Source organism: Pseudomonas sp. FP818, assembly GCF_030687335.1.
Classification (GTDB): domain Bacteria; phylum Pseudomonadota; class Gammaproteobacteria; order Pseudomonadales; family Pseudomonadaceae; genus Aquipseudomonas; species Aquipseudomonas shahriarae.
Window position 1 is genome coordinate 61,862 of record NZ_CP117427.1, and the last position, 26,045, is coordinate 87,906.

25 protein-coding genes and 1 pseudogene are annotated in these 26,045 nt (G+C 61.6%); 14 read left to right on the top strand and 12 right to left on the bottom strand.

The genetic code is table 11. The annotated features are described in order from the left end of the window. Nucleotides 1-3: 3 nt before the first annotated feature. Complete coding sequence (locus tag PSH80_RS00300; RefSeq protein WP_017528731.1) at nucleotides 4-207, bottom strand: twin transmembrane helix small protein; 204 nt, start codon at nucleotides 205-207, stop codon at nucleotides 4-6. A gap of 85 nt (nucleotides 208-292) precedes the next feature. Here PSH80_RS00300 and PSH80_RS00305 point away from each other — a divergent pair, with 85 nt between their 5' ends. From PSH80_RS00305 to PSH80_RS00325, 5 genes are read left to right on the top strand one after another with little or no spacing between them, the layout of a single operon-like run. Next, the gene (locus PSH80_RS00305; RefSeq protein ID WP_057439256.1) at nucleotides 293-1,033 is read left to right on the top strand and encodes an SURF1 family protein; all 741 of its coding nucleotides are present in this window, start codon (nucleotides 293-295) and stop codon (nucleotides 1,031-1,033) included. After that, a complete protein-coding gene (locus tag PSH80_RS00310) occupies nucleotides 999-1,592 on the top strand; it encodes a hypothetical protein (protein WP_115129339.1) in 594 nt (197 codons plus the stop codon). The genes PSH80_RS00305 and PSH80_RS00310 overlap by 35 nt, the downstream gene beginning before the upstream one ends. Before the next feature lie 10 nt (nucleotides 1,593-1,602). Further along, nucleotides 1,603-2,682, top strand: coding sequence for a heme A synthase (locus PSH80_RS00315; RefSeq protein WP_128593083.1), 1,080 nt, complete (start codon nucleotides 1,603-1,605; stop codon nucleotides 2,680-2,682). Next, a complete protein-coding gene (gene cyoE, locus PSH80_RS00320; protein WP_057444836.1) occupies nucleotides 2,670-3,569 on the top strand; it encodes a heme o synthase in 900 nt (299 codons plus the stop codon). Before PSH80_RS00315 ends, cyoE begins: the two co-directional genes overlap by 13 nt. Then, nucleotides 3,566-4,201 carry an SCO family protein gene (locus PSH80_RS00325; RefSeq protein ID WP_057439255.1) on the top strand — a complete coding sequence of 212 codons (636 nt, stop codon included), beginning with the start codon at nucleotides 3,566-3,568 and terminating at the stop codon, nucleotides 4,199-4,201. The genes cyoE and PSH80_RS00325 overlap by 4 nt, the downstream gene beginning before the upstream one ends. 166 nt (nucleotides 4,202-4,367) lie before the next feature. Here the strand turns inward: PSH80_RS00325 and PSH80_RS00330 are convergent, their stop codons facing one another. Genes PSH80_RS00330 through PSH80_RS00340 form a run of 3 tightly spaced genes read right to left on the bottom strand, consistent with a single transcriptional unit; the run spans nucleotide 4,368 to nucleotide 6,873 of the window. Beyond that, nucleotides 4,368-5,141 (bottom strand): MetQ/NlpA family ABC transporter substrate-binding protein, encoded by a 774-nt coding sequence (locus tag PSH80_RS00330; protein WP_057444837.1) that lies wholly within the window; start codon nucleotides 5,139-5,141, stop codon nucleotides 4,368-4,370. Nucleotides 5,142-5,191: 50 nt separating this feature from the next. After that, nucleotides 5,192-5,866, bottom strand: coding sequence for a methionine ABC transporter permease (locus PSH80_RS00335; RefSeq protein WP_029290333.1), 675 nt, complete (start codon nucleotides 5,864-5,866; stop codon nucleotides 5,192-5,194). Further along, nucleotides 5,866-6,873: a methionine ABC transporter ATP-binding protein gene (locus tag PSH80_RS00340; protein WP_057439253.1), complete on the bottom strand. Its 1,008-nt coding sequence runs from the start codon at nucleotides 6,871-6,873 to the stop codon at nucleotides 5,866-5,868. Before PSH80_RS00340 ends, PSH80_RS00335 begins: the two co-directional genes overlap by 1 nt. Nucleotides 6,874-7,138: 265 nt before the next feature. Between PSH80_RS00340 and katE the strand changes: the two genes are divergently transcribed. After that, nucleotides 7,139-9,280, top strand: coding sequence for a catalase HPII (katE, locus tag PSH80_RS00345; protein ID WP_305418732.1), 2,142 nt, complete (start codon nucleotides 7,139-7,141; stop codon nucleotides 9,278-9,280). A gap of 66 nt (nucleotides 9,281-9,346) precedes the next feature. Here the strand turns inward: katE and PSH80_RS00350 are convergent, their stop codons facing one another. The 4 genes from PSH80_RS00350 to zur are packed head-to-tail and all read right to left on the bottom strand — an operon-like array spanning nucleotide 9,347 to nucleotide 12,152. Beyond that, entirely contained in the window at nucleotides 9,347-10,066 is a 720-nt protein-coding gene (locus tag PSH80_RS00350) for a PA5502 family lipoprotein (protein WP_057439252.1), read from the bottom strand. A gap of 37 nt (nucleotides 10,067-10,103) precedes the next feature. After that, nucleotides 10,104-10,892, bottom strand: coding sequence for a zinc ABC transporter permease subunit ZnuB (gene znuB, locus PSH80_RS00355; RefSeq protein WP_029290341.1), 789 nt, complete (start codon nucleotides 10,890-10,892; stop codon nucleotides 10,104-10,106). Further along, on the bottom strand, nucleotides 10,885-11,670 hold the full coding sequence (znuC, locus tag PSH80_RS00360) for a zinc ABC transporter ATP-binding protein ZnuC (RefSeq protein ID WP_057444838.1): 786 nt from the start codon (nucleotides 11,668-11,670) through the stop codon (nucleotides 10,885-10,887). Before znuC ends, znuB begins: the two co-directional genes overlap by 8 nt. Further along, the gene (gene zur, locus PSH80_RS00365) at nucleotides 11,670-12,152 is read right to left on the bottom strand and encodes a zinc uptake transcriptional repressor Zur (protein WP_029290345.1); all 483 of its coding nucleotides are present in this window, start codon (nucleotides 12,150-12,152) and stop codon (nucleotides 11,670-11,672) included. The genes znuC and zur overlap by 1 nt, the downstream gene beginning before the upstream one ends. A gap of 58 nt (nucleotides 12,153-12,210) precedes the next feature. Here zur and PSH80_RS00370 point away from each other — a divergent pair, with 58 nt between their 5' ends. Then, nucleotides 12,211-13,140 (top strand): zinc ABC transporter substrate-binding protein ZnuA, encoded by a 930-nt coding sequence (locus tag PSH80_RS00370; RefSeq protein WP_057439251.1) that lies wholly within the window; start codon nucleotides 12,211-12,213, stop codon nucleotides 13,138-13,140. A 125-nt stretch (nucleotides 13,141-13,265) separates the two neighbouring features. On the opposite strand, the gene PSH80_RS00375 is transcribed toward PSH80_RS00370, so the two are convergent. Then, nucleotides 13,266-14,219 carry a homoserine kinase gene (locus PSH80_RS00375; protein WP_057439250.1) on the bottom strand — a complete coding sequence of 318 codons (954 nt, stop codon included), beginning with the start codon at nucleotides 14,217-14,219 and terminating at the stop codon, nucleotides 13,266-13,268. A 56-nt stretch (nucleotides 14,220-14,275) separates the two neighbouring features. Continuing rightward, the gene (locus tag PSH80_RS00380; RefSeq protein WP_057444840.1) at nucleotides 14,276-14,566 is read right to left on the bottom strand and encodes a DUF2782 domain-containing protein; all 291 of its coding nucleotides are present in this window, start codon (nucleotides 14,564-14,566) and stop codon (nucleotides 14,276-14,278) included. 74 nt (nucleotides 14,567-14,640) lie between these two features. Here PSH80_RS00380 and polA point away from each other — a divergent pair. Continuing rightward, nucleotides 14,641-17,440: pseudogene (gene polA / locus PSH80_RS00385) on the top strand (DNA polymerase I). 267 nt (nucleotides 17,441-17,707) lie between these two features. On the opposite strand, the gene yihA reads toward polA, so the two are convergent. Then, a complete protein-coding gene (gene yihA / locus PSH80_RS00390) occupies nucleotides 17,708-18,349 on the bottom strand; it encodes a ribosome biogenesis GTP-binding protein YihA/YsxC (RefSeq protein ID WP_032862650.1) in 642 nt (213 codons plus the stop codon). A gap of 192 nt (nucleotides 18,350-18,541) precedes the next feature. Between yihA and PSH80_RS00395 the strand changes: the two genes are divergently transcribed. The 6 genes from PSH80_RS00395 (at nucleotide 18,542) to PSH80_RS00420 (ending at nucleotide 24,158) form a co-directional block, all read left to right on the top strand. Beyond that, nucleotides 18,542-18,832, top strand: a complete 291-nt coding sequence (locus PSH80_RS00395; RefSeq protein ID WP_057439249.1) for a cytochrome c5 family protein — start codon at nucleotides 18,542-18,544, stop codon at nucleotides 18,830-18,832. A 46-nt stretch (nucleotides 18,833-18,878) separates the two neighbouring features. Next, complete coding sequence (locus PSH80_RS00400) at nucleotides 18,879-19,493, top strand: cytochrome c4 (protein ID WP_057439248.1); 615 nt, start codon at nucleotides 18,879-18,881, stop codon at nucleotides 19,491-19,493. Between the two features lie 189 nt (nucleotides 19,494-19,682). Beyond that, entirely contained in the window at nucleotides 19,683-20,318 is a 636-nt protein-coding gene (gene dsbA, locus PSH80_RS00405; protein WP_057439247.1) for a thiol:disulfide interchange protein DsbA, read from the top strand. A 10-nt stretch (nucleotides 20,319-20,328) separates the two neighbouring features. Beyond that, the gene (locus PSH80_RS00410; protein WP_305418738.1) at nucleotides 20,329-21,207 is read left to right on the top strand and encodes an endonuclease/exonuclease/phosphatase family protein; all 879 of its coding nucleotides are present in this window, start codon (nucleotides 20,329-20,331) and stop codon (nucleotides 21,205-21,207) included. Further along, the gene (locus tag PSH80_RS00415) at nucleotides 21,204-23,291 is read left to right on the top strand and encodes a diguanylate cyclase (protein WP_305418739.1); all 2,088 of its coding nucleotides are present in this window, start codon (nucleotides 21,204-21,206) and stop codon (nucleotides 23,289-23,291) included. Before PSH80_RS00410 ends, PSH80_RS00415 begins: the two co-directional genes overlap by 4 nt. 90 nt (nucleotides 23,292-23,381) lie before the next feature. Beyond that, nucleotides 23,382-24,158: an N-acetylmuramoyl-L-alanine amidase gene (locus PSH80_RS00420; protein ID WP_305418741.1), complete on the top strand. Its 777-nt coding sequence runs from the start codon at nucleotides 23,382-23,384 to the stop codon at nucleotides 24,156-24,158. A gap of 90 nt (nucleotides 24,159-24,248) precedes the next feature. Here the strand turns inward: PSH80_RS00420 and PSH80_RS00425 are convergent, their stop codons facing one another. After that, nucleotides 24,249-26,036: a KinB sensor domain-containing domain gene (locus tag PSH80_RS00425; RefSeq protein ID WP_057957908.1), complete on the bottom strand. Its 1,788-nt coding sequence runs from the start codon at nucleotides 26,034-26,036 to the stop codon at nucleotides 24,249-24,251. Nucleotides 26,037-26,045 lie beyond the last annotated feature (9 nt).

The following is a 26,045-nucleotide window of genomic DNA, read 5'->3' on the forward strand; positions in this document are numbered from 1 at the left end:
GACTTACCAGGGGGCGTGGGAAACCAGCTGGCCGCTGAAGAACCCCCAGGTGATCAGCGCCAGGGTGATCACGGCCAGCACCACACGCACGGTCAAGGCGGTGACGAGGCGATTGGAGTGGCCTTCGTCCTTGACCAGAAAGAACAAGCCACTGAACAGGCTCACTACAGTAGCGATCAGCATCAGGGCAATAGCGGCTTTGAGCATGGTCAGGCTCCAGGGCTCTTTATTTTGAGGGGCGGGCAATGAGATTCAGTATAGCCAGCGCAGCATCGACCTTCGCGGTAACGCCATGAAACGCTTTCGCCCCGGGATTGCACCGACCCTGGTGGTGCTGGTGTTGCTGCCGTTGATGGTGTTCCTGGGTTTTTGGCAGTTGTCCCGTGGCCAGGAAAAACAGGCGCTGCTCCAGAGTTACGCCGAGCGCCGGGCGGCGCAGCCTCTCAGCGTTGCGCAACTGGCGGCGGTGGCTGATCCGGCCTTTCGCCGGGTGCAGTTGCGCGGGGAGTTCGATGCCGGGCACAGCGTGCTGCTGGATAACCGCATGCGCGACGGCAAGGCCGGCGTCGAGTTGCTGCAACCCTTTCATGACCAGGCCAGCGGCCAGTGGCTGTTGCTCAATCGCGGCTGGCTGCCGTGGCCGGATCGGCGCACGCCGCCAGCTTTCACCACCCCCGACCAACCTTTGAATATCAACGCCTGGGTGTATGTCGCCCCCGGCGAGACGTTCCAGCTACACGCCGACCCGGCAGCCGCGCAATGGCCGCGCCTGCTGACGGCGCTGCACCCGCAGGCGCTGTGGGCCGAGCTGGAGCGCAGCGGGTTTGCCTTTGAACTACGGGCCGAAGCGGGCCCGGCGACCTATGAAACCCAATGGCCGGTGGTGGCCATGGGGCCGGAAAAACACGTGGGGTATGCCGTGCAGTGGTTCGCCATGGCGCTGGCGTTGCTGGGCCTTTACCTCTACCTCGGCTGGCACAACGCAAGGGAGAAGCACCATGGGAGCGGCCATGAATCCACTCAACATGTCTGACACGCCAGCGGCGCCCAATCGCAGCAAGGGGCGCTGGCAACTGATTCTGATCCTGCTGATGGTGATCGGCCCGATGGTGCTGGCGACCCTGATGTACAAGTGGCAGTTCTGGGTGCCGGATAACCGCAGTGATCATGGCGAGATGATCGGCAACGGCCAGACCCGCGCCGATATCGGCGTACAGGCCGACGAGGGGCGCTGGCAATTGCTGGTGACCGCACCCGCGGCCTGCGCCGCCGATTGCCAGCAGTTGGTCTACCTCGCGCGCCAACTGCAGATCGGCCTGGGGCGTGATGCGTCCCGTGCCAGCCATGCCCTGGCCAGTGCGCAGCCGGTCAGCGCCGCGTACGAGGCCAAGCTCAAAGCCGAATACCCGCAATTGCGGCGCTTGCCCCTGGACCTGCCGACCTTCAAGCAAAATGCCGCCGCGCCGGGCGATGCGCAACTGTGGATCGTTGACCCCCACGGCAACCTGGTGCTGCGCTATGACGCGCGGGTCAAGGGCAAGGATCTGCTCAACGACCTGCGCCACCTGCTGAAACTGTCGAATATCGGATAAGGGCATCGTCATGGCCAAACCTGGATTTCGCCTCGCGCTGTTTGCCACCCTGCTGGCGCTGATTGTGGTGCTGCTGGGCGCCTACACGCGCCTGACCCATGCCGGCCTCGGTTGCCCGGACTGGCCGGGTTGCTATGGCTTTATCAGCGTGCCGAAAAGCGAGGCCCAGTTGGCCCATGCCGAGTTGCACTTCCCGGACACGCCGGTGGAGGCCGACAAAGGCTGGAACGAGATGGTCCATCGCTATGCGGCGGGCACCCTGGGGTTGTTGATCGCGCTGTTGGCCACCCGCGCCTGGACCCATCGCCGGCATCCGGGGCAGCCGTTGAAGCTGCCGCTGTTCCTGCTGGTTGTGGTGTTTGCCCAGGCAGCCTTTGGCATGTGGACGGTGACGCTCAAGCTCTGGCCGCAGGTGGTCACTGGGCATTTGCTGGGTGGCTTCGCGACGTTAAGCCTGTTGTTTCTGTTGACCCTGCGTCTGTCCGGGGTGTTGCCGGCGCTGATCGTGCCCCGGCGTTTGCAGTATTGGGCCACCGCCGGCCTGGTGCTGGTGATCGGGCAGATCGCCCTCGGCGGCTGGGTCAGTTCCAACTATGCGGCGGTGGCCTGTATCGACTTGCCGACCTGCCATGGCGAGTGGTGGCCGGCGGCGGATTTTGCCAATGGCTTTCACCTGACCCAGCATATCGGCCCCAACTACCTGGGCGGGCAACTGGACAGTGATGCGCGTACGGCGATTCACCTGACCCATCGCCTGGGCGCGCTGGTGGTGACTGTGGCGCTGCTGGGCCTGGCCTGGCAGCTCAAGGCGGTGGGCATGACCCGCCTGGCGGGCCTGCTGCTGGTCGCCCTGGCCGTGCAGATCGGCCTGGGCCTGAGCAATGTGTACTTTCATTTGCCGCTGCCGGTGGCGGTCGCCCATAACGCCGGCGGTGCAGCGTTGCTGCTGACCCTGGTGCTGGTCAATTACCACGCCCGTACCAGCCTGGTGCGGGTCCGCCATCAAGTGCCGTTCGGTTGGCGCTTCAGCCCGCGCAAGCACGTGTCGGGTCTGATTACCCTTAAAGGAGAGATGCCATGGCGACCTTGATTGGCGAGCGTCACAGCCAGGCGATCTGGCGCGACTACCTGGAGCTGACCAAGCCCAAGGTGGTGGTGCTGATGTTGATCACCTCGCTGGTGGGTATGTTTCTCGCCACCCGCGCCGGGGTGCCGTGGACGGTGCTGATCTTCGGCAACCTGGGGATTGCCCTGTGTGCCGGCGGCGCAGCGGCGGTCAACCATGTGGTGGACCGGCGCATCGACGCGCTGATGGCGCGCACCCATAAGCGGCCGCTGGCGGAAGGCCGGGTGTCGCCGGCCGCCGCGCTGACATTTGCCCTGGCGCTGGCGGTGGCCGGGCTGGGCTTGTTACTGGCGTTTACCAACCCACTGGCGGCCTGGCTGACCTTGGCCTCACTGCTGGGCTATGCGGTGATCTACACCGGTTTTCTCAAGCGGGCGACGCCACAGAACATCGTGATCGGCGGCCTGGCCGGCGCGGCGCCGCCGTTGCTCGGTTGGGTGGCGGTCACCGGGCATGTGAGTGCCGAGCCGTTGTTGCTGGTGCTGATTATCTTCGCCTGGACCCCGCCGCACTTCTGGGCCCTGGCCATCCATCGCAAGGAGGAGTACGCCAAGGCCGATATCCCGATGCTGCCGGTGACCCACGGCGAGCACTACACCAAGGTGCATATCCTGCTCTACACCTTCGCGCTGCTGGCGGTGAGCCTGATGCCCTATGTGATCCATATGAGCGGGCTGTTGTACCTGGGGTGTGCGCTGGTTCTGGGCGCGCGCTTTCTGCAATGGGCCTGGGTGCTGTACCGTGGCAGTCGGCCGCACGCGGCGATCAATACCTTCAAGTACTCTATCTGGTACCTGTTTTTGCTATTTATCGCCCTGCTCGTAGACCACTACTTATTGTTGAACCTATGACTCGAACTCAAAAAACTGTCTTTATCCTGGTGGCCCTGGTGGCGTTGATCATGGGCCTGACCGTCAACAAAGTGCTGTCTGGCAAGGGCCAGGGCGACCCCACGGCATTGATCGACGCGGGCATTATCCTGCTGCCGCAAAGCCGCCAGCTGCCGCCTGTGACCATGACCAACCAGGACGGCCAGCCGGTACTGGTCAATGAGTTGAAGGGCAAGTGGAGCGTGCTGTTCTTTGGCTACACCTTCTGCCCGGACATTTGCCCGACCACCCTCGCCCAGTTGCGGCAGATCAAGAGCGAGCTGCCCAAGGACGTGGTGGATAAGCTGCAAGTGATCCTGGTCAGCGTTGACCCGCATCGCGACACGCCGACTCAGCTCAAGCAATACCTGAGCTACTTCGATCCGCAATTTGCAGGCCTGACCGGGGCGAATGTGGAAGAGGTGCAGAAGGTCTCGAATGCCGTGAGCATTCCGTTTATTCCGGCGGATACCAGCAAGCCGAACTACACCGTCGACCATAGCGGTAACTTGGCGTTGATCGGCCCGGACGGCACCCAGCGCGGGTTTATTCGTGCGCCGTTGAACAACCAGAAGCTGGTGGCGCAGTTGCCGGGGTTGTTGCAGCGCAACTGAGCCGAACGGCTATTTTGCTGACCATACAAAACAAATGTGGGAGCGGGCTTGCTCGCGATAGCATCACCGCGGTGTAACTGATACACCGCGGCGCCTGCATCGCGAGCAAACCCGCTCCCACATAAAGCTGCTCCCACATTCTGAACTGCGGTGTGTTGGAGCCCGATCAGAACGCCGGCAGGATCGCCCCTTTGTACTTCTCGTTGATGAATTTCTTCACTTCCGGGGTCTTCAGGGCTTTGACCAGCTTCTGCACCGCGTCCGAATCCTTGTTGTCCTCGCGGGTCACCAGGATGTTGACGTAAGGCGAGTCGTTGCCTTCGATCGCCAGGGCATCCTTGGAAGGGTCCAGCTTGGCTTCCAGGGCGTAGTTGGTGTTGATCAGCGCCAGGTCGACCTGGGTCAGCACGCGCGGCAGGGTGGCGGCTTCCAGTTCGCGGAATTTCAGACCTTTTTCGTTGCCGGTGATGTCCTTGATGGTCGACAGGATATCGGTCGGGTTCTTCAAGGTGATCAGGCCCTGGTTGGCCAGCAGCAACAGCGCGCGGCCGCCGTTGGTGGCGTCGTTAGGGATCACTACATTGGCACCGTTCGGCAGCTCGGCCAGGGTCTTGTACTTGCTGGAGTACGCGCCCAGTGGCTCCAGGTGCACGCCGGCGACGCTGACCAGGTGGGTGCCCTTGGCTTTGTTGAACTCATCCAGGTACGGCTGGTGCTGGAAGAAGTTGGCGTCCAGGCGCTTCTCGGCCACCTGTACGTTCGGCTGCACGTAGTCGGTGAACACCTTGACCTTCAGGTCCACGCCTTGCGCGGCCAGGGCCGGCTTCACGAATTCAAGGATTTCCGCGTGCGGCACCGGTGTGGCGGCGACCGTCAGGGTTTCGGCGGCGTGGGCGGAAAACGCGGCAACCGCGGCGAAAGCAACCAGTAGTTTTTTCATCCAACAAGCTCCTTGTTCGGGCATCTGCCGGCGGGGGCCGGCAATCGCCTTTATTTTCGAGAGTAGTGTGTCACCAGCTTATCGCCGATGGTTTGCAGAATCTGCACCAGCACAATCAACATCACCACGGTCACGACCATGACGTCATCCTGGAAGCGCTGGTAGCCATAACGGATCGCCAGGTCGCCCAGGCCGCCGGCCCCCACCACACCCGCCATGGCGGTGTAGCCCACCAGGGCAATGGCGGTCACGGTGATTGCAGCAATGATGCCCGGCTTTGCCTCGGGCAGCAGCGCCTTGGTGATGATCTGCCGTGTGGTGGCGCCCATGGCCTGGGTCGCCTCGATGATGCCGCGATCGACCTCGCGCAGGGCGGTTTCCACCAGCCGTGCGAAGAACGTCGAAGCGCCTACCACCAGCGGTGGAATCGCACCGGCCACGCCCAGCGAAGTGCCGGTGAGGAACACCGTGGTGGGGATCATCACGATCAACAGAATGATAAACGGCAGAGAGCGGATGGCGTTGACCACGAATGCCAGGGCGGCATAAGTGGTTTTCTGCTCCAGCAACTGCCGTGGGCTGAAAAGAAACAGCAGGATGCCCAGTGGCAGGCCGACCAGGACGGTGAAAAACAGCGAGGTGCTGAGCATCAGCATGGTGTCGCTGGTGGCAACCCAGATATCAGCCCAGTCGACGTTGTCGAAGTAATGCAGTAGCACGTCCATTAACGCAGGACCTCCATATGCACATCGGCTGCGGTAAAGCGCGCGAACGCCGCTTCCATGTCACCGCCGGTGATGGCCAGGGTCAGTTGCCCGTAAGGGGTATCTTTGATGTGGTCGATACGACCGGCGAGGATGCTGTAGTCCACACCCGTTTCGCGGGCGACGGTACCCAGCAGTGGCGCGTAGGTCGCTTCGCCCTGGAACGTCAGGCGCACGATGCGGCCTGGCACATGGGCGAACACATCACGCTGCTCGCCTTCATCGACCTGCTCGGCTTCCTGCACAAAACGCTTGGTGGTCGGGTGCTTGGGGTGCAGGAACACGTCGGCCACCGGGCCTTGCTCGACAATCACCCCGGCGTCCATCACGGCGACCTGGTCGCAGACACGGCGGATCACGTCCATTTCATGGGTGATCAACACGATGGTCAGCTTCAACTCGCGGTTGATCTCGGCCAGCAGTTGCAGGACCGAGGCGGTGGTCTGCGGGTCGAGGGCACTGGTGGCTTCGTCGCACAGCAGGATTTTCGGTTTGGTGGCCAGGGCGCGGGCGATACCGACGCGCTGCTTCTGGCCGCCGGACAACTGCGCCGGGTACTTCTTGGCATGGTCTGCGAGGCCGACCCGGTCCAGCAGCTCGGCCACCCGCGCATCAATCTCGCGGCGCGACAGTTCGCCCGCCAGGGTCAGTGGCAGCGCGACGTTGTCGGCGACGGTCTTGGAGGCCAGCAGGTTGAAGTGCTGGAAGATCATCCCGACCTGCTGCCGGAAACGGCGCAGGCCGTTGGCATCCAGGGCGGTGACTTCTTCGTCATCGACCTTGATCTGGCCGCCCGAAGGCTCTTCCAGACGATTGATCAGGCGCAGCAGGGTACTTTTTCCCGCGCCGGAATGGCCGATGAGGCCAAACACCTGGCCGTTCTCGACGCGCAGGCTGGTGGGGTGCAGTGCGGGAATATCCTTGCCGGCGACCCGGTAGGTTTTATGGACGTTATGAAACTCGATCACGTAGCGAACCTTGTGGGGCGCATTGAAAAGGGATCAGCGGTTAGCCGGGCGCGCATTTTAGCCTGTCCGTATAGCGTTTCTTAGCATTTATTTCGTATTCAACCAGCGATTTGGCAATAACGCGATCAAAGGTCATAAAAAAGGAACGGTAAAAAATCCCGTCAGTCACTACTTAAGCAACTCGATTTCCCGGGTGCCGTGCCCGGGGTTTTGCTCACACGAGCCAGGGACCGCTCTGGCCTACGCAAACGAGGAGTTTTGTCTGATGAGTACCAAAAAACCCGCTACGCCGCCCAAGAGCGAGCTTGCAGGCACCGATACCCTGGACCGTGGCAACACCAATGCCAAGCTGCAAAGCCTGGAAAAATTCCGTTCCGACGCCACTGGCCAGGCGCTGCGCACCAACCAGGGGGTGAAAATCTCCGATAACCAGAACACCCTGAAAGCTGGCGCCCGGGGGCCTTCGCTGCTGGAAGATTTCATCATGCGTGAAAAAATCACGCACTTTGACCATGAACGTATCCCGGAGCGCATCGTGCACGCCCGCGGCACTGGCGCCCATGGCTACTTCCAGACCTATGAAAACCATTCGGCGCTGACCAAGGCGGGTTTCCTGCGTGACCCAGGCCGTAAAACCCCGGTGTTCACGCGTTTTTCCACAGTGCAGGGCCCGCGTGGTTCAGGCGATACGGTGCGTGACGTGCGCGGCTTTGCCGTGAAGTTCTTCACCGACGAAGGCAACTTCGACCTGGTGGGCAACAACATGCCGGTATTTTTCATTCAGGACGCGATCAAGTTTCCTGACTTCGTGCATGCGGTAAAGCCTGAGCCGCACAACGAAATTCCTACCGGCGGCTCGGCTCACGACACGTTCTGGGATTTTGTCTCGCTGCAGCCGGAATCGGCGCACATGGTGATCTGGGCGATGTCCGACCGCGCCATTCCAAAAAGCCTGCGCAGCATGCAGGGTTTTGGGGTGCACACGTTCCGTCTGGTGAATGCCGAGGGTCAATCCAACTTCGTCAAATTTCATTGGCGCCCGACAGCGGGTACCTGCTCCCTGGTGTGGGACGAAGCGCAAAAATTGGCCGGTAAAGATACCGACTACCACCGTCGCGATTTGTGGGATGCGATCGAGATGGGCGATTACCCGGAGTGGGAATTGGGCGTACAGGTGATTCCGGAAGATAAGGAGCACTCGTTCGACTTCGATATCCTCGACCCGACCAAGTTGATTCCGGAAGAGTTGGTGCCCATCACCCCGCTGGGCAAGATGGTGCTCAATCGCAACCCGGACAACTTCTTCGCTGAAGTCGAACAGGTCGCGTTCTGCCCAGGCCATATCGTGCCGGGTATCGACTTCTCCAATGACCCGCTGCTGCAAGGTCGGTTGTTTTCCTACACCGACACACAGATCAGCCGTCTAGGTGGCCCGAACTTTCACCAGTTGCCGATCAATCAGCCGCTGACGCCCCTGCATAACAACCAGCGCGATGCCATGCACCGCAGCACCGTCGATAAAGGCCGCGCGTCCTATGAGCCGAACTCTATTGATGGCGGCTGGCCGAAAGAAACCCCGCCGGCAGCACAGGACGGCGGTTTCGAGTCGTACCCGGAGCGCATCGACGCGCACAAGATCCGTGAGCGCAGTGAATCGTTCAGCGACCATTTTTCCCAGGCACGCCTGTTCTTCAACAGCATGAGCAAGCACGAGCAGGAGCACATCATCGCGGCCTACAGCTTTGAGCTGGGCAAGGTCGAGCGTGAGTTTATCCGCGCGCGTCAGGTCAATGAGATCCTCGCCAATATCGACCTGAGCCTGGCCAAGCGCGTGGCCGAGAACCTGGGCCTGCCGGCGCCGAAAAAAGGCACCGTGCCGGTGCGCAATACTGCACCGGAGCGTTCGCCGGCCTTGAGCCAGGCCAACCTGCTGTCGGGGGATATCAAGACGCGCAAGGTGGCGATCCTGGCGGCCAATGGTGTGGATGGTGCCGCGATTGCCGCGCTGAAAAAGGCGCTGGCCGCAGAAGGCGCCCATGCCAAGTTGCTTGGGCCGACCTCGGCGCCGGTGACCACCGCCGATGGCAAGAGCCTGGCGGTGGACGCCTCGATGGAAGGCCTGCCGTCAGTCGCGTTTGATGCGGTGTTTGTGCCGGGTGGGGCGAAGTCGATCCAGGCGTTGAGCGGCGACGGCGTGGCGTTGCATTACCTGCTGGAGGCGTACAAGCATTTGAAGGCGATTGCCTTGGCGGGTGAGGCGAAGCAGTTGCTGGCGGTGTTGAAGCTGGAGGCGGATGCGGGACTGATTGTCGGCGGGGATGCCAAGGCGTTGAAGGCGTTTATTGCGGCGATTGCCCAGCATCGGGTCTGGGAACGGGAGCCTAGGGCCAAGGCGGTTCCGGCTTAAGTCATTGGTTGCTTGATAGGGCGCCATCGCGGGCAAGTCGAATCGTCGCACTGCCCGCGACTGGCTTCAGTCGGCTTTACGCGGAATCAACACAACCTGCGCCGGAATATGCCTGAGGATCTGCCGATGAATCTTCAGGTCGTACCCTGAATCAATCCGCTTCACCCGTTTAGTCAGCAGCGTGTTCAGCCACGGGTAATCCTCGGTGCGCGGCACCTGGATGCTCACATCACACTGGTAATTCACCACATCGGTGGCGATGGCATCCAGTTGATGGCGCAATTCCTGGATATCCGTGAGGTTCAGCGCCACCGTGGTGCTTTCGGCGGTGGGGTCGATGACCTTGGCTGGCGGCTTGGCTTCGGCGGCTTTCAGGGCGGCCTCGGCTTTATCCAGCTCGGCCTTGCGCGCGTGGGCGATGGCGTTGTTGACCCCACCGGTCAGCGCGGGAGCCTTGGGCATCAACGCCCGGGCGCGGCTCAAGGCCGTAGCGGCGGCGTTGACATCGCCTTTTTGCAGGACGATCTGGCTGCGCTGCAAATAGGCCTCGGCCAGTTGGCGCTGATACGGCTCGAGTGCCGGGTCGTCGGGCGATTGGGCCTGCAACGCGGCGAGTTGGTCCTCGGCGGTGGCCAGCTCACTGCTGGCCAGGTTTTGTTCCAGCTGTGCAATGGCCACCGCGCGCGCATCCGGCACCTCGGGGGCGACGGGTGGGGTGCTTTGGCAGGCGCCCAGCAGCAGGGAAAATGCGGCAAGGAGCAGATAACGGGAGGTGAACGGCTTCATTCCTGCGACTCTCTAATTGCGCAAAAAGCGAGCAAGTCTACACCCCTCGACGGGGCAGGACAAAACTCAGCAGAAACAGTGCGGCGGCCGTGACCACAATCGACGGCCCGGCCGGGGTGTCCTTGAACCAGGACAGTGCCAGGCCACCACACACGGCAAGCATCCCCAGCAAACTGGCGCCAACCGCCATCTGTTCCGGCGAGCGTGCATGACGCTGGGCGGCGGCGGCGGGGATGATCAATAGCGACGTGATCAACAATACGCCGACTATCTTCATTGCGACAGCAATCACCACCGCGATCAGCAACATCAGGGTCATGCGCAGCGCTGGTACGGGCAGGCCTTCGACAGTGGCCAGCTGTTCGTGGACGGTAATTGCCAGCAGCGGTCGCCACAGGGCTACCAGCAGAATCAGCACCGCAGCGCTGCCGCCGAGAATCCAGGCGAGGTCCGTGGGGCTGATGGCCAGCAGGTCGCCGAACAGATAGGCCATCAGGTCGATCCGCACTTCATGCATAAAGCTCAGCACCACCAGGCCCAGGGACAGGGTGCTCGGCGCGAGGATCCCCAGCAGGGTGTCCGAGGCCAGTGGCTGGCGCTGTTGCAGGGTCACCAGCAGCACCGCCAGCAGCAGGCAGCCGACGGTCACGGCAATGGTCGGGCTGACGTCCAGCAAAAAGCCCAGGGCCACGCCGAGCAAGGCGGCGTGGGACAAGGTGTCGCCAAAGTAGGCCATGCGTCGCCAGACCACGAACGAACCCAACGGGCCCGCCACCAGCGCCAGAGCCAAGCCCGCAAGCAGGGCGTAGAGCAGAAAATCAGCCATGCTTGCAGCCATCTCCGTGGACGTGGGTATGAGGGGCAGTCGGATCGGCGACCACGGCGCCATGCAGGTCGTGGGCATGGTCGTGACGGTGGTGGTAGATCGCCAGGCTCTGGGCGTTCTTGCCGAACAGCTCGACGAAGGCCGGGTCGCCGCTGACCTGCTCCGGGTGGCCGGAGCAGCAGACGTGGCGATTGAGGCAGACCACCTGGTCGGTGGTGCTCATCACCAGGTGCAGGTCATGGGACACCATCAGCACGCCGCAGCCATGCCGGTCGCGCAGGCGGGTGATCAGGCTGTAGAGCTCGGCCTGGCCGGCGACGTCGACGCCCTGCACCGGTTCATCGAGCACCAGCAATTCGGGTTCGCGCAGCAGGGCGCGGGCCAGCAGCACGCGCTGCATTTCGCCGCCGGAGATGCTTTGGACCGGGCTGTCGATGACCTGCTCGGCACCCACTTCCTTGAGCGCAGCCTGGGCGCGAGTGCGGTCCACGCCCGGTACCAGGCGCAGGAAACGCAGCACCGAGAGCGGCAAGGTCGGATCGACGTGCAGTTTTTGCGGCATGTAGCCGATGCGCAGCTTGGGCTTGCGCCAGACACTGCCGCTATCGGGCTTGAGCAGCCCCAGTACCGCGCGGACCAGGGTGGTCTTGCCGGCGCCGTTGGGGCCGATCAGGGTGACGATCTGCCCCGGCTCGACGCTCAGGTCAATGTTGTCCAGCACGTTCTGGTCGGCGAACGTGACGCCGACCTGTTCCAGGCGGATCAGCGCAGTGCTCATCAAGCCCCCTGGCAGCCCGAGCAGATGCCAACCACTTCGACGGTCTGCCCTTCGACTCGGAAGCCGACATCGCCGGCACTCTTGATAATCGCGTCGCTGATGCTTTTTTGTTCAAGCTCGATGGCGGCGTGGCATTCGCGGCAGATCAGGAACTGACCCTGATGCGCGTGTTCCGGGTGGTTGCAGCCGACAAACGCGTTCAACGAGGCGATGCGATGCACCAGGCCATTTTCCAGCAGGAAGTCCAGCGCACGGTACACCGTGGGCGGCGCGGCGCGGCGGCCGTCCTGCTCGCTGAGCACGCCGAGAATGTCGTAGGCACCCAGTGGCTTGTGGCTCTGCCACACCAGTTCCAGCACCCGCCGACGCAGGGCGGTCAGGCGCAGGCCTTGGCGTGCGCACAGGGCATCGGCCTCCGACAGTGCGTTGTGCACGCAGTGAGAGTGGTCGTGGGGACGGCTGGCAAGCGGTGTTTTAGGCATGAGCGGCGACAGATATTTGTGAGAGACGTTATTATGTTACCCGTTCCTGCTGACTTGAGTGCTTATCGTGTCCCGACTTTTTGCCGTTTTTGTCGTATTTGTCACCAGTTTATTGATTGCCGGGGCTGCCCAGGCCGAGGTTCGGGTGCTCACCAGCATCAAACCCTTACAGCTGATTGCCGCCGCTGTGCAGGACGGCGTGGCGGTTCCAGAGGTGTTGTTGCCTCCGGGAGCCTCGCCGCATAACTACGCATTGCGCCCATCCGACGTACGGCGTGTGCAATCGGTGGATCTGCTGTATTGGATCGGTCCGGACATGGAAGGCTTCCTGCCACGGGTCCTCAAGGGTCGCAACTTGCCCACAGTGGCCGTGCAGGAACTGCCGGGCCTGAAGCTGCGGCATTTCGCCGAAGATCATCACTCCCATGGCGAAGAAGCCGACGACCATGATCACGATCATCGCCCCGGCAGCCTGGATGCTCACTTGTGGTTGTCGCCGGTGAATGCGCGGGTGATTGCGGCCAGGATGGCGGCGGACTTGAGCGCGGCTGACCCCGCCAACGCAGAGCGCTACCAGAGCAACCTGCAAGCGTTCAACGGGCGCCTGGATGCCTTGGACCTGCGTTTGAAAGCGCGCCTGACGGGGATCGCCGGCAAGCCTTACTTCGTCTTCCACGAAGCCTTCGATTACTTTGAAGATGCCTACGGCCTCAAGCACACCGGCGTGTTCAGCGTGGCCGCCGAGGTACAACCCGGTGCCCAGCATGTGGCGGCGATGCGCACGCGCCTGCAGGAAGTGGGCAAGACCTGCGTGTTCAGCGAGCCACCCTTGCGCCCCCGCCTGGCCGAGACCCTGGTGGCTGGCCTGCCGGTGAAACTGGCGGAATTGGATGCCCTGGGCGGCTACACCCCGGCCACGGGCCAGGGGTATGAGCAGTTGCTGGAGAAACTGGGTAACGATTTGGCAGGGTGCCTGGAGTCGTTGTAACCGACGACATAGAACCCCTGTGGGAGCAGGCTTGTGTGGGAGCGGGCTTGCCCGCGATAGCGGTGTATCAGGCGCTGATAGGCGACTGACACGCCCTCATCGCGGGCAAGCCCGCTCCCACAGCGTCAGAGGGCGAACGGCAGTTGGAGAGTGGCCTGCTGGCGCTGCTCCAGTCGTTGCTGGAACTCCACTGGATCGTGAATCAGCACGTCCTGCCCGGCAAATGACTCGGCAGCAATCAGCCGTGACAGCCAAAACCGCACACACGCCACGCGCAACATGGTCGGCCACAGCTCGGCTTCCTTGGCGCTGAACGGCCGCAGTGCCGCGTAGGCGCCCAGCAGTGCGCGGGCGCGATGGCCGTCGATCACCCCGGCGGCGTCCGAGCACCAGTCATTCAGGGCAATCGCCACGTCGTACAGCATCGGCCCGGAGCACGCGTTGTAGAAGTCGATCAACCCAGTCAGGTGGGTGCCTTCGAACATCGCGTTGTCGCGAAACAGGTCGGCGTGGAGGTTGGCGCGGGGCAGCGTGAGGATCTGTTCCTTGTGTTGCTGGATTTCATCCAGTGCCGTTTGCAACAGCTGCTGCTGGTGGGCGTCGAGGTGCGAAATCAGCTGCGCGCCCTCCTCGAGCATCCAATCCAACCCACGATCGGTCTTGCGCTCCAGCACCTTGTCGCCCTGGGTGGCCAGGTGCAAGTGGCCAAGCAACTCGCCTACTTGCACGCAATGCTGGGCGTTGGCGTCCTGGATGTGCTTGCCCGCCAGGCGCGGTTGCAGCAGCGCCGGCTTGCCTGCCAATTCGCGCAGGGCCACGCCGTCGGTGGTGCGCAGGGCGTAAGGCACGGGCAGGTCGGCGTCGTGGAGTACGTCGAGCAGTTCAATGAAGAACGGCATTTCGTCCACGGGGCCGCGTTCAACCAGGGTCAGGACAAATTCGCCCTGTTCCAGGCTGATAAAGAAGTTGGTGTTTTCGCTACCAGCGGCAATTCCCTGGAAATCGAGCAGGCGGCCGAGCCCGTAAGGGGCGAGAAAGGTTTCCAGCTCGGGCCGAGCCAGGGGGGTGAACACAGACATGGTTAAAACTGCCAGTACGGGCGCCGCGGGCCGCAGCGCCGATTAAAATTAAGAAATCATTTCCATTCGAAGATCTTCCATGACGGGATCAGCATATCCGGCTGGTCTGAGCGGATGAAGTTCGCATCGGTTCCGTCCGCGCGCACCAGAAAATACGGTTTGCCGCCCTTGGGCGTTACCTTGATTGCATACAGGAAGCCGTTTTGGCGGTATTCCTGGATGGTCTTGTCGCCTTCCGTGCGAATGGTGACTTCCGGATCGCCCGAAGGAGCATCGTCTGCCGCTATGGCAGCCATCGGAGCGAGTGCAATCAGGCCGGTCAACAGCAGGCGATTGAATGTGCGCATGATAACCTTGTCCCTTTGTTGTCAATGGTCCGGCTATTCTAGCGCCAGACCCGCCGAAAAGGTTGATCCTGCTCATGAGCCAAGCCCCCCTCGTCCTGGTGGACGGTTCTTCATATCTGTACCGCGCCTTCCACGCGCTGCCGCCGCTGACTACGTCCAAAGGCCTGCCGACCGGTGCGGTCAAGGGCGTGTTGAACATGCTCAAAAGCCTGCGCAAGCAGTACCCGGACAGTCCGTTCGCGGTAGTGTTCGACGCCAAGGGCGGGACATTTCGCGATGACATGTACGCCGAATACAAGGCCAACCGCCCGAGCATGCCCGATGACATGCGCGTGCAGATCGAGCCGCTGCACCAGAGCGTGATCGCCCTGGGCTTCCCGCTGCTGTGTGTCGAAGGTGTCGAGGCCGACGACGTGATCGGCACCCTGGCCCGCAGCAGTGCGGCTGCCGACCGCCCGGTGGTGATCTCCACGGGTGACAAGGACATGGCGCAGTTGGTCGATGGGCACATTACCTTGGTCAACACCATGACCGGTAGCGCCATGGATGTGGACGGCGTAAAGGAGAAATTTGGTGTCGCTCCCGAGCAGATCATCGACTATCTGGCGTTGATGGGCGATTCCTCCGACAACATCCCGGGTGTTCCCGGTATCGGTCCTAAGACCGCTTCGGGACTGCTGGTCGGTGTGAACGGCGGATTGAAAGAGCTCTACGAGCAGCTCGATATTGTCCCGAGCTTGCCGATCCGTGGGGCCAAGACCCTGCCGGCCAAGCTGGAAGAGCACAAAGAGATGGCGTTCCTGTCCTACCAGTTGGCGACCATCAAGGTCGATGTGCCCCTGGATGTTGGCCTGGAAGACTTGCACCTGATCGAGCCGGATCGCGAGAAGCTGCTTGAGCTGTACACCCTGCTGGAGTTCAAGAGCTGGATCGATGAGATTCAGCGTGATGCCAAGCGGGTCGAGCTCAAGGCTGCCGCTGACGTTGCACCGGCTCAGGTTGCAGTTGCGGCCCAAGCGCCTGTGGCCCCGGTCGAAGCGCAGTACGAGACCATCCTCGACCAGGCCCGCTTTGACGTCTGGTTGAAAAAACTCAATGACGCGAAGTTGTTTGCCTTTGATACCGAAACCACCGGTGTCGACGCCCAGCAGGCGCAACTGGTGGGGGTTTCATTTGCGGTGCAGGCCAATGAAGCGGCCTACATCCCGCTCACCCATTCCTACATCGGCGTGCCCGAGCAACTGGACCGCGATACGGTGTTGTTGGCTCTCAAGCCGCTGCTGGAAGACCCGAACAAGCTCAAGGTCGGTCAGCACGCCAAGTTCGACATGAATATCCTGGCCAATTGCGCCATTGGCGGCGACCCGGCGCACGGCATCACCGTGCGCGGCATCGCCTTCGACACCATGCTCGAATCCTACGTGCTGAACTCCACCGCGACCCGGCACGACATGGACAGCCTGGCGAAGAAGTACTTGGAGCATGACACCGTCAGCTTCCAGGACATCGCCGGCAAAGGCGCCAAACAGCTGACCTTCGACCAGATTGCCCTGGAGCAGGCCGGCCCCTACGCTGCTGAAGATGCCGATGTGACCCTGCGCCTGCACCTGGCCCTGTACGAACAACTCTGCGCCCTGCCGAGCCTGGCCAGTGTGCTGACGGATATCGAGATGCCATTGGTGCCGGTACTGGCGCGGATCGAGCGCCAGGGTGCCCTGGTAGATGCCGCGCTGCTCGGCGTGCAGAGCATCGAGTTGGGCAACAAGATGGTGGAACTGGAGCGTCAGGCGTATGAAATCGCCGGCGAGGAGTTCAACCTGGGTTCGCCCAAGCAATTGGGGGCAATCCTCTACGAAAAACTCGGGCTGCCGGTGTTGAAGAAGACTGGCAAGGGCCAGGCCTCTACCGCCGAGGAAGTGCTGGCCAAGCTGGCCGAAGATGACTATCCATTGCCTAAGGTGCTGATGCAGTACCGCAGCATGAGCAAACTCAAAAGCACCTACACCGACCGTTTGCCCGAGCAGATCAACCCGCGCACGGGGCGGATCCACACCTCTTATCATCAGGCCGTGGCCCGCTACCGGGCGTTTGTCGTCCAGTGATCCGAACCTGCAGAACATCCCGGTGGTGCGCACCGCCGAAGGCCGGCGGATCCGCCAGGCGTTCGTTGCGCCCAAGGGCTACAAGCTGCTGGCGGCGGACTACTCGCAGATCGAGCTGCGGATCATGGCGCACCTGTCCAAGGACGAGGGCTTGCTCAACGCCTTCCGCGACAACCTGGATGTACACACGGCCACGGCGGCCGAGGTGTTCAAGGTCGAGCTGGGTGAGGTCACGTCCGACCAGCGCCGTAGCGCCAAGGCGATCAACTTCGGCCTGATCTACGGCATGGGCGCGCAGAAGCTGGGCAAGGATATTGGCGTCGATACCAAGACGGCCAAGGCCTACATCGATGTGTACTTTGCCCGCTACCCAGGGGTGCGCGAGTACATGGAGCGCACCCGTGCCCAGGCATCCGACCAGGGCTATGTGGAAACCCTGTTCGGGCGCCGCCTGTATCTGGCGGATATCCACTCCAACAAGCCCCAGGAGCGCGCGGGCGCAGAGCGTACCGCGATCAACGCGCCGATGCAGGGCACTGCCGCCGATATCATCAAGAAAGCCATGGTCAAGGTCGACAACTGGCTGACGGAGTCGGGGTTGGACGCCAAGGTCATCCTGCAGGTACACGATGAATTGGTACTGGAGGTCCGCGAAGACCTGGTGGCTGAGGTCAGCGAGAAGATTCGCGAGCACATGAGCGGTGCGGCGAGCCTGGATGTGCCGCTGCTGGTGGAAGTCGGGGTGGGCGATAACTGGGACCAGGCGCACTGATCATCTGGCAGTGCTGCGGCATGACGTCGCAGCACTGCCTATAGATCGGAAAGCTCCGAGGGTTATTTCCAATAGTTTTTCCGGGCGCCGGAACTTAACCCATGAAAAGTCACTCAGAGTTACTGAATGGGTGGTGAAGCCCTTCAATGCTCCTATGTTGTGTTAAGTGTTGGCAGATATCTGGACCCCGCCCTAGCGGTCCGGAACTTGGACCCCGAACTTCCCCTCCCCATACGAAGTCCGGGGTTTTTTTTGCCTGCAGAAAAGTTACTCGGCGATTTCCGCGCCCTTGTCCGCCAGCTCCATCCAGCCTGCCAGCACGGTATAGGCGTCTTCCAGGCCCATGCGCTTGGGCGCCGAGAACAGCTGGATAGTGATCGCATCACCCCAACCCTTACGGATTTCGGCCTGCACTTTGAGCAAGGTGTTCTTGGCTGCGCCGTAGGTCAATTTGTCGGCCTTGGTCAGCAAAATATGCATTGGCATGCCACTGGCGACCGCCCAATCGAGCATCAACAGGTCGAAATCGGTCATTGGATGACGGATATCCATCATCAGGATCAGCCCTTTCAGACTTTCGCGGCCACCCAGATAGGCTTCCAGGTGACGCTGCCAGTGCAGCTTCAATGGGATAGGTACTTTTGCGTAACCGTAGCCCGGCAGGTCGACCAGACGCCGATCATCGTCTAGCTTGAAGAAGTTGAGCAGCTGTGTACGGCCCGGGGTTTTCGAGGTGCGAGCCAGGCTGGCATGGGTCAGGGTGTTGAGCGCGCTGGACTTACCGGCGTTGGAGCGCCCGGCGAAGGCCACTTCAAAGCCTTCGTCGTCGGGGCATTGGTCGACTTTGGCGGCGCTGAGCATGAACGTGGACTGTTGGCACAGACCGAGGATGGGGTTCTTGAGTTGCATGGGATTTCCGATGTGGGCGGTGCCGGGAATGGGTGCGGCAAGTAGTGTCGTTCCCGTTTCAGTGGCGCCAGTATATAATGCCGCAGATTTTGTGTGTGCTTTGTCCCAGCGAAGGATGAAGTTCACGGGAGCGATAGACCTTTATTGCGCATTAGAACGCAAAACGCTTCCAAACCCTGAAAAGGTCGACGTATGACCCAGTGGCTGCTAGCTGTCGGTGTCCTGATACCACTTTACAGTGCGCAGGCTACACAGGATCCGGAAGCTGTGTACAACCGCGTTTGTGCGGCTTGTCATGCCGGGCAGTTGCCAATGGCCCCCAAGCGGGGTGACCAGGCAGCCTGGGCGCCGAGACTGGCGCAAGGCATGGATACGCTGGTGCAGCATGTGACCCAGGGTTTCAAGGCGATGCCGCCGCGTGGTTTGTGCATGGAATGCCGTGCCGAGGATTACCAGGCCATCATTGTTTTGATGAGCGAGTAGACCCGGTCCATAACTCTATAACCTTTAGCCGTAATTGGATTAGCTGATGAACAAATTGATCGTGAGTCTGCTGTTGACCTTGGGCATCACTGGTGTTGCCCATGCTGCAGGTGACGCTACTGCTGGCCAGACAAAGGCCGCTGTATGTGGTGCCTGCCATGGAGCGGATGGCAACAGTCCGTTACCCAACTTTCCAAAACTGGCGGGCCAGGGTGAGAAATACCTGACCAAGCAGATGCACGACATCAAGGACGGCAAGCGAACGGTATTGGAAATGACCGGCATGCTGACCAATCTCAACGATCAGGACCTGTCGGATATCGCGGCGTATTTCGCCAGCCAGGCAGGCAGCGTGGGGGCGGCGGATCCAAAACTGGTCGAACGTGGTGAAAAGCTGTTCCGTGGCGGCGACCTCGACAAAGGCCTGCCGGCCTGTACCGGCTGCCACTCTCCGGATGGCTCGGGTAACGCCGCAGCAGGCTTCCCGCACCTGGGTGGCCAGCACGCCCAGTACATTGCCAAGCAACTGACTGATTTCCGCAAGGAAGAAGCCGGCCGTGCCAACGATGGCGATGCAATGACCATGCGTACGATTGCGCGCAAACTGAGTGACGAAGACATTGCAGCGGTAGCCAGCTACATCCAGGGCCTGCACAAGTAAGGTGCGCAAGACCGGGGGTACATCAGCGGTAACGTTAACGCTCGATTAATCCGTCGATGCAAGCATAAAAAGGGTGGCTGAGGCCGCCCTTTTTTGTGGCCGCTACCGTTACACTAACGAACTCATGCCCGTGTAGACCTGTCATAAAAAAGGTCGCGCGAGGCGACTTTATTTGTCCAGGAGTAAAGCATGCGTAAATTGATCCTCAGCGCCGCTCTCGTCACTGCCAGCCTGTTCGGCATGACCGCCCAAGCCGCCGATGTGCCGCTTGAAGCGGGCAAGACTTATGTTGAATTGGCCAATCCGGTGCCGGTTTCCGTGCCGGGCAAGATCGAAGTCGTAGAGCTGTTCTGGTATGGCTGCCCGCATTGCTACTCTTTTGAGCCGACCATCAACCCTTGGGCCGAGAAGCTGCCTTCGGACGTGAACTTCAAGCGCCTCCCGGCCATGTTCGGCGGCCCTTGGGATGCCCACGGCCAGATGTTCCTGACCCTGGAAGCCATGGGTGTGGAGCATAAGGTCCACAACGCGGTGTTCGAGGCAATCCAGAAACAAGGCAAGCGCCTGACCAAGCCTGAGGAAATGGCTGACTTCCTCGCCACCCAGGGCGTGGACAAGGACAAGTTCCTGACCACCTTTAATTCCTTTGCCATCAAGGGCCAGATCAAACAGGCCAAGGATCTTGCGCAGAAGTACGGCGTGCAAGGCGTTCCAACCCTGATCGTCAACGGCAAGTACCGCTTTGACCTGGGCTCCACAGGTGGTCCTGAAGCGACCCTCAACGTTGCCGACCAGTTGATCGCCAAAGAGCGCGCAGCCAAGTAAGGGGCTCGCCATGCGTCGCTGGGGTACTGAACGAGTGGTTGGCCTGCATGATCCGCAGGTCAACGAACACCACCTGACGTCCACCGGCCTGCCGGCGGATAGCCGGCTGCGCTTACTGAGCTTCAATATCCAGGTAGGCATCAGTACCGAAAAGTACCGCCACTACCTGACCCGGGGCTGGCAGCATCTGCTGCCCCACAACGGTCGGGCCGGCAATCTGCAGAAGATTGGCGACCTGCTGGGCGATTTCGACCTGGTGGCCCTGCAGGAGGCCGACGGTGGCAGCCTGCGTTCAGGCTACGTCAATCAGGTCGAACACCTGGCCCACCTCGGTGCTTTCCCCTACTGGTACCAACAACTCAATCGCAACCTCGGCCGACTGGGCCAGCACAGCAATGGCGTGCTCAGCCGGTTGAAGCCCTCGGTGATCGAAGACCATCCACTGCCGGGCCCGAAAGGGCGTGGGGCGATTCTGGTGCGCTTCGGCGAAGGGCCCGAGGCGCTGGTGGTGGTCATGATGCACCTGGCGCTGGGGGCGCGTACCCGGACCCTGCAGTTGGCCTACATCCGTGAGCTGATTGGCGATTACAAACACCAGGTGCTGATGGGGGACATGAACACCCACGCCAGCGACCTGTTGCAGAATTCTCCGCTGCGCGACCTCGGGCTGCTGGCGCCGCAGGTCGAAGCCACGTTCCCCAGTTGGCGTCCGCAACGCTGTCTAGATCACATTCTGTTAAGCCCGACCCTGACGCTGGAACGCGTGCAGGTGCTGGCGCAGCCCATTTCCGATCACCTGCCGGTCGCGGTAGAGATTCGTCTGCCGGGTTCGCTCACGGCTGATGCATTACCCGCGTTGAGCCCCGGCCCTCGCGGACCCCTTGCATGAGCGACGACGCCCAGCGCTGGAAAGAAAAATACCTGTTAAGCATCGAGCAACAAGAAAAGCTCGAACGTCGTTGGGCTGCGCGCCTCGACTTGCTGCGTCGTGGGCTGGTGCGCAGCACGCTGGCGGCCGAAGGCACGGATCGGGCCGTGGACCAGTGTATGAAAGAGATGCGCGATGTGGTGCGCACCGATGACATGGACGCCGCGCTCGCCGCCTTGTTGCCACGCCTGGAAAAGGCCGTGCTGGACTCCGAGCAACGCCGTGAAACGCGGGTGGATCAGATCAGTACGGCGCTGACCGCCTTGGTCTCGCAATTACAGGCCCTGCCCTTGCCCCGGGAAGTCAGTCGCCCGCTGAAGAGCTTTGCCAAGCAGTTGGATAGCCGAGTCGGCCAGGCGCGGGAAATTCCCCTGCTGCTCAGTGAGTTGAGCGGTCTGCAAGGGCAGGCCCTGAGTAATCTTGAGTCGGATGACGAACCTGCTCGTCCAGGTTTGTTGCAGCGCCTGTTTGGTGGCAAGGAGGCGGGTACAGAGGTTGCGCCGGTTGAGCCCGCTGTTTCTCCGCCTTCCCGGCAACCCCCTGCGGTAGCAGCAAGCCCGGCCACCCCGGTGGTTGAGGATGCGGCCGAGCTGGCCCAGGCCCTGCGTGCCTTCGCGCCACAAGCCCAGGCCCCGCAGCAGCCGGTACTTGAAGTTGCGCCTGCACCTGCACCTGCACCTGCACCTCAGCCTGTGGCGCCTCGGGTTGATGTGGATGAGCGTGTGGCATCAGTGCCCGAGGTTGGCGCTCCTCGCTTATCACCCGTCGAGACCCTCGCGGTCGCCATCGAAACCCCGGAACCGCCCCGACCTGTCGAAGTGAGCCTTGCCCCGCTGCCTGAACGGGCTGTCGCTGCGGCGGTAGTTGCGCCCGAGGTCCTGCCCCTGGTGCCGCAACCGACCGAGATCGGCAGTCTGTCATTGCCGCCTGTGCTGGACGACGAATCGGCAGAGGTTGACCCTGAGGCGCTGTACGCCCTGCCCGATTCCCCCGAGCCGTCCTACAGCTCTGTCGCCAAACATATCGAAGACACCCTGCTCGGCCTGCTGGGCGACCTCGCTCTGCCCGAGCGGCACCGGCCCCAGGCGCAAGCCATGCGCGAACGCCTGGCCCAGGGGCTGAATTGGTACGAACTGCTACCGATCCTCGATGACCTGGCGGTATTGATGCTGGCCATCACCGATAGCGGCCAGCATGAGTTCGAGGCCTACCTCAAGCATCTCAACGAGCGGCTGGAAGCCTTCCAGAGCAACCTGCAGGCGGCCAGCGACGGGCACGCCGACAGCCGCAGCGCCGCGCGCGAGATGGACACGCAAATCCGTGAACAGATGGATGGCTTGCAAAGCAGTGTCCAGGAAGCGGCCGACCTCGATGACCTCAAGCAAGTGCTGGAAAGTCATCTTGAGGGGCTGTTGGGTGCCATGGACGAGCATCAAAAGCAGCGTGACCAGCGTGAACATGAAGTCGCCGCGCGGTTGCAGGGTTTGGCCGAGCGGGTGGCGAGTATGGAGCAGGAGGCCCAGGGCTATCGGGACCACCTTGAGGTGCAGCGCCAGAAAGCCTTGATCGACCCGCTCACTGGATTGCCCAATCGTGCGGCCTGGAGCGAGCGCCTGGAGTACGAGGTCAATACCTGGCATCAACAGGGCAACAGCCTGTCGTTGGCGATGCTCGACCTCGACCACTTCAAGCGCATCAATGATAGCTACGGCCATCTGGCGGGCGACAAGGTGCTGAAAATCATCGCCACTGTATTGAGCAAGCACCTGCGCCCGACGGACTTTATCGCACGGTTTGGCGGTGAGGAGTTTGTGCTGCTGATGCCGGATTCGGCGTTGGGCGGTGCGCTGGAACTCGGCGAACGCCTGCGGGCGGCCATCGAGGCGTGCCCGTTTCACTTCAAGGGCGAGCGGGTGACCATTACGATGTCCATCGGCATGGCGCAGTTCCAGCCCGGCGAGCGCAGCGACCTGGCACTCAAGCGCGCGGACGAGGCGTTGTATCGGGCCAAGGCGGCGGGACGCAACCAGGTGCAGGCGGCCTGAAAATTTGTTCGATTTTGTATTGCCGGCCGCTGGCCGGCAAACCGTACGTTACACTGTTGCATTATCGTCTTTAGCGTACTGTCTGTTGCCATGAAATTTCTAGTTACTGCTCTACTGTTCCTCACCCTCGCCGGTTGTGCGAGTGGCCCGCGGCTGGATACCAGCCACCCATCGGTGAACTTCGATCATCGTATCCAGTTCGTCGTCCTGCACTACACCGCTACCAACCTTCAAAGCTCGCTGGGGCTGTTGACCAAAGGCCAGGTCAGCAGCCATTACCTGATTGGCGATGATGCCCGCGCAACCATCTATAAGTTGGTGGATGAAGACAAGCGCTCCTGGCACGCCGGAGAGAGTGAGTGGATGGGGCGTACCTGGCTCAACTCCAGCTCCATTGGCATCGAGATCGTCAATCCGGGTTATCGCGACACGCCAACAGGTCGGGTCTGGTATCCGTACTCCGAGGCGCAGGTCCAGTCCCTGGTGACCTTGCTCAAGGACATCAGTCAGCGCAACCGGATCAACCCGCGATTCATTATTGGTCATAGCGATATCGCGCCTGGCCGCAAACTCGATCCGGGTCCATTGTTCCCGTGGAAGCGCCTGGCTGATGAAGGTCTGGGGATCTGGCCCGAGGCCCAGGCAGTTGCGCGGTATCAGGCCGAGTACGCCGGGCAGTTGCCGAGCATTACCTGGTTCCAGGAAGAGTTGGCACGCTTGGGGTATGCCACGCCGCAAACCGGTGAATTGGATGTGGCGACACGGCGTGTACTGGCCGCCTTCCAGATGCGCTTCCGGCCGGCGTTGTTCGACGGTACGCCGGATGCGCAAAGTGCAGCGATCCTGCGGGCACTGAACCACCGCTAAGGTCTTTAAGCGCTGCGCGCAATTGAGGTGGGAGCCGTCGAGCTCCCACCTTTGATCGTTGCCGCCCTTGAGTGGCGTGCTGACTGATAGTTACAGCGGCAACGCCATATAGAACTGCGTGCCCTGCCCCGGCCGGGAATAGACCCCCATCCTGCCGCCGTGCAGCTGCACGATCTCCTTGCACAGCGCCAGCCCCAGGCCGGCGCCGCCTTTCTTGCGGCCTACCTGAACAAAAGGTTCGAAAATCCTGCCCTGCTGGCCATAGGCGATGCCTTCGCCGTTGTCCTCCACGCTGATGATCAGCCGTTCGCCATGGCGCCGCGCTTGCAGGCGAATCTGCCCGCCTTCGCTGGTATGGCGCAGGGCATTGCCCAGCAGATTGTCGAGGACTCGCTCCAATTGCGCCCGGTCGGCGTGTAGCCTGGGTAGTTGCGCCTGTGCCTCTATCACCAGGTCGATGTTTTGCGCATTCGCCAGTTCGGCAAAACGCGCGCGGGCATGTTCGAGCAGATCGTTGGTGTCGCAGGGCGCCAGGGTGAGTTTTTGCAGGCCGTTCTGATAGCGGGAAAAGTTAAGCAAGTCGTTGATCAGTTGCATCAAGCGCTGCATTTCTTCATTGACCGTATTCAGCAGGTCGGCTTCGCGCGACTCGGCGGGGAACTTCGCCCGTTCCTGGAACAGCCCGAATGCCATGTGCATACCGGTGACCGGCGTGCGCAGTTCATGGGAGGCGCGCAGCACGAATTCGCTACGCACACGCTCGAAGGCCCGCTGCTCGGTCACGTCATGCAACACCATCACCGCGCCGAGGATGTGCCCCTGGTGGTGGCTGACCGGCGTCATGCTGTAGGTCAGCAGGCGTGATTCGCCTTCGACTTCCACTTCCAGGTCGTCAGGCGCGCGCTCCAGGTTGCCGCCGCGCAGCACCAGATGCAGTTGCTCATCCAGTTCCGGGCGCTGTAACGCTTCGCCCAAGCCCTCTCCCAGGCGGGTCTCGTCCCAACCCAACTGGCGCTGGGCGACCGGGTTGAGGTGTTCAAGACGGCCTTGGCGGTCGATCATCAGCAAACCGTCGTCGATGCTGTCGAGCACGGCCTGCAAGCGTTGCTGGCCGGCGAGCAGTTCATCGACGTTCGTGGCCTGATGCTGACGCAGGGCTTCGGCCATGATGCCAAAGCGCCGGGTCAACAGGTTCATTTCTGCAGCTGAAGAAATAGGCAGCGTGACATCGAAATTGCCTTGGCCGATTTTATCGGCAGCCTTGGCCAGCGCCTCGATCGGCCCGCCAAAGCGCCGGGCGATGCCATGGGCGGTGATGAACCCGATGATCAGCACTGCCAGCCCCACCAGCCCGAGCAGGCCGGCGATCCACAAGGCTCGCTCACGCGATTGCCGCACGGTTTCGCTGATGTTTTCCAGCGCGGTTTTGTGTTCGCTGATCAGCCCATTGCGCAAGGCGTTGAAGCTGGCGGTAAGTTTTGCGTTATTGCGCAGGGACGGCGGCGTACTTTCATTTTCGTCGAAGGCTTCGATAAACCTCAGGTAATCGGCCTTGGCCTGAGTGAGACCGCCGATCCGGTCCACACTTCTCTCATGGGCGATGCCTTGGTCCAGCAGCTTGAAATACTCCTGCTTGGATGTATTCAGCGCGACCGGGTCCGGGGTGTCGTTGAGCATCAGGATCAACTGGTCGCCCAGGGTCTGGCGCAGCTTGAGTCCAAGGTCCAGGGTAATGAAGTTGCTGCGGATCAGGGACTCCTGGGTCTTGGCCATTTGCATGACACTCACCAGCCCCAGCAGCAACCCAAGCAGGGCCACGGTGATCAGCGCAGAGATACTCAGGAACAGCCGCGTGCGCAGTTTCATCGCCAACTTCATAAGGTGCAG

Coding starts and splice junctions, on each gene's coding strand:
- PSH80_RS00300 (WP_017528731.1), bottom strand. CDS start 207: ATGCTCAAAGCCGCTATTGCCCTGATGCTGATCGCTACTGTAGTGAGC.
- PSH80_RS00305 (WP_057439256.1), top strand. CDS start 293: ATGAAACGCTTTCGCCCCGGGATTGCACCGACCCTGGTGGTGCTGGTG.
- PSH80_RS00310 (WP_115129339.1), top strand. CDS start 999: ATGGGAGCGGCCATGAATCCACTCAACATGTCTGACACGCCAGCGGCG.
- PSH80_RS00315 (WP_128593083.1), top strand. CDS start 1,603: ATGGCCAAACCTGGATTTCGCCTCGCGCTGTTTGCCACCCTGCTGGCG.
- cyoE (WP_057444836.1), top strand. CDS start 2,670: ATGGCGACCTTGATTGGCGAGCGTCACAGCCAGGCGATCTGGCGCGAC.
- PSH80_RS00325 (WP_057439255.1), top strand. CDS start 3,566: ATGACTCGAACTCAAAAAACTGTCTTTATCCTGGTGGCCCTGGTGGCG.
- PSH80_RS00330 (WP_057444837.1), bottom strand. CDS start 5,141: ATGAAAAAACTACTGGTTGCTTTCGCCGCGGTTGCCGCGTTTTCCGCC.
- PSH80_RS00335 (WP_029290333.1), bottom strand. CDS start 5,866: ATGGACGTGCTACTGCATTACTTCGACAACGTCGACTGGGCTGATATC.
- katE (WP_305418732.1), top strand. CDS start 7,139: ATGAGTACCAAAAAACCCGCTACGCCGCCCAAGAGCGAGCTTGCAGGC.
- PSH80_RS00350 (WP_057439252.1), bottom strand. CDS start 10,066: ATGAAGCCGTTCACCTCCCGTTATCTGCTCCTTGCCGCATTTTCCCTG.
- znuB (WP_029290341.1), bottom strand. CDS start 10,892: ATGGCTGATTTTCTGCTCTACGCCCTGCTTGCGGGCTTGGCTCTGGCG.
- znuC (WP_057444838.1), bottom strand. CDS start 11,670: ATGAGCACTGCGCTGATCCGCCTGGAACAGGTCGGCGTCACGTTCGCC.
- zur (WP_029290345.1), bottom strand. CDS start 12,152: ATGCCTAAAACACCGCTTGCCAGCCGTCCCCACGACCACTCTCACTGC.
- PSH80_RS00375 (WP_057439250.1), bottom strand. CDS start 14,219: ATGTCTGTGTTCACCCCCCTGGCTCGGCCCGAGCTGGAAACCTTTCTC.
- PSH80_RS00380 (WP_057444840.1), bottom strand. CDS start 14,566: ATGCGCACATTCAATCGCCTGCTGTTGACCGGCCTGATTGCACTCGCT.
- yihA (WP_032862650.1), bottom strand. CDS start 18,349: ATGCAACTCAAGAACCCCATCCTCGGTCTGTGCCAACAGTCCACGTTC.
- PSH80_RS00395 (WP_057439249.1), top strand. CDS start 18,542: ATGACCCAGTGGCTGCTAGCTGTCGGTGTCCTGATACCACTTTACAGT.
- PSH80_RS00400 (WP_057439248.1), top strand. CDS start 18,879: ATGAACAAATTGATCGTGAGTCTGCTGTTGACCTTGGGCATCACTGGT.
- dsbA (WP_057439247.1), top strand. CDS start 19,683: ATGCGTAAATTGATCCTCAGCGCCGCTCTCGTCACTGCCAGCCTGTTC.
- PSH80_RS00410 (WP_305418738.1), top strand. CDS start 20,329: ATGCGTCGCTGGGGTACTGAACGAGTGGTTGGCCTGCATGATCCGCAG.
- PSH80_RS00415 (WP_305418739.1), top strand. CDS start 21,204: ATGAGCGACGACGCCCAGCGCTGGAAAGAAAAATACCTGTTAAGCATC.
- PSH80_RS00420 (WP_305418741.1), top strand. CDS start 23,382: ATGAAATTTCTAGTTACTGCTCTACTGTTCCTCACCCTCGCCGGTTGT.
- PSH80_RS00425 (WP_057957908.1), bottom strand. CDS start 26,036: ATGAAGTTGGCGATGAAACTGCGCACGCGGCTGTTCCTGAGTATCTCT.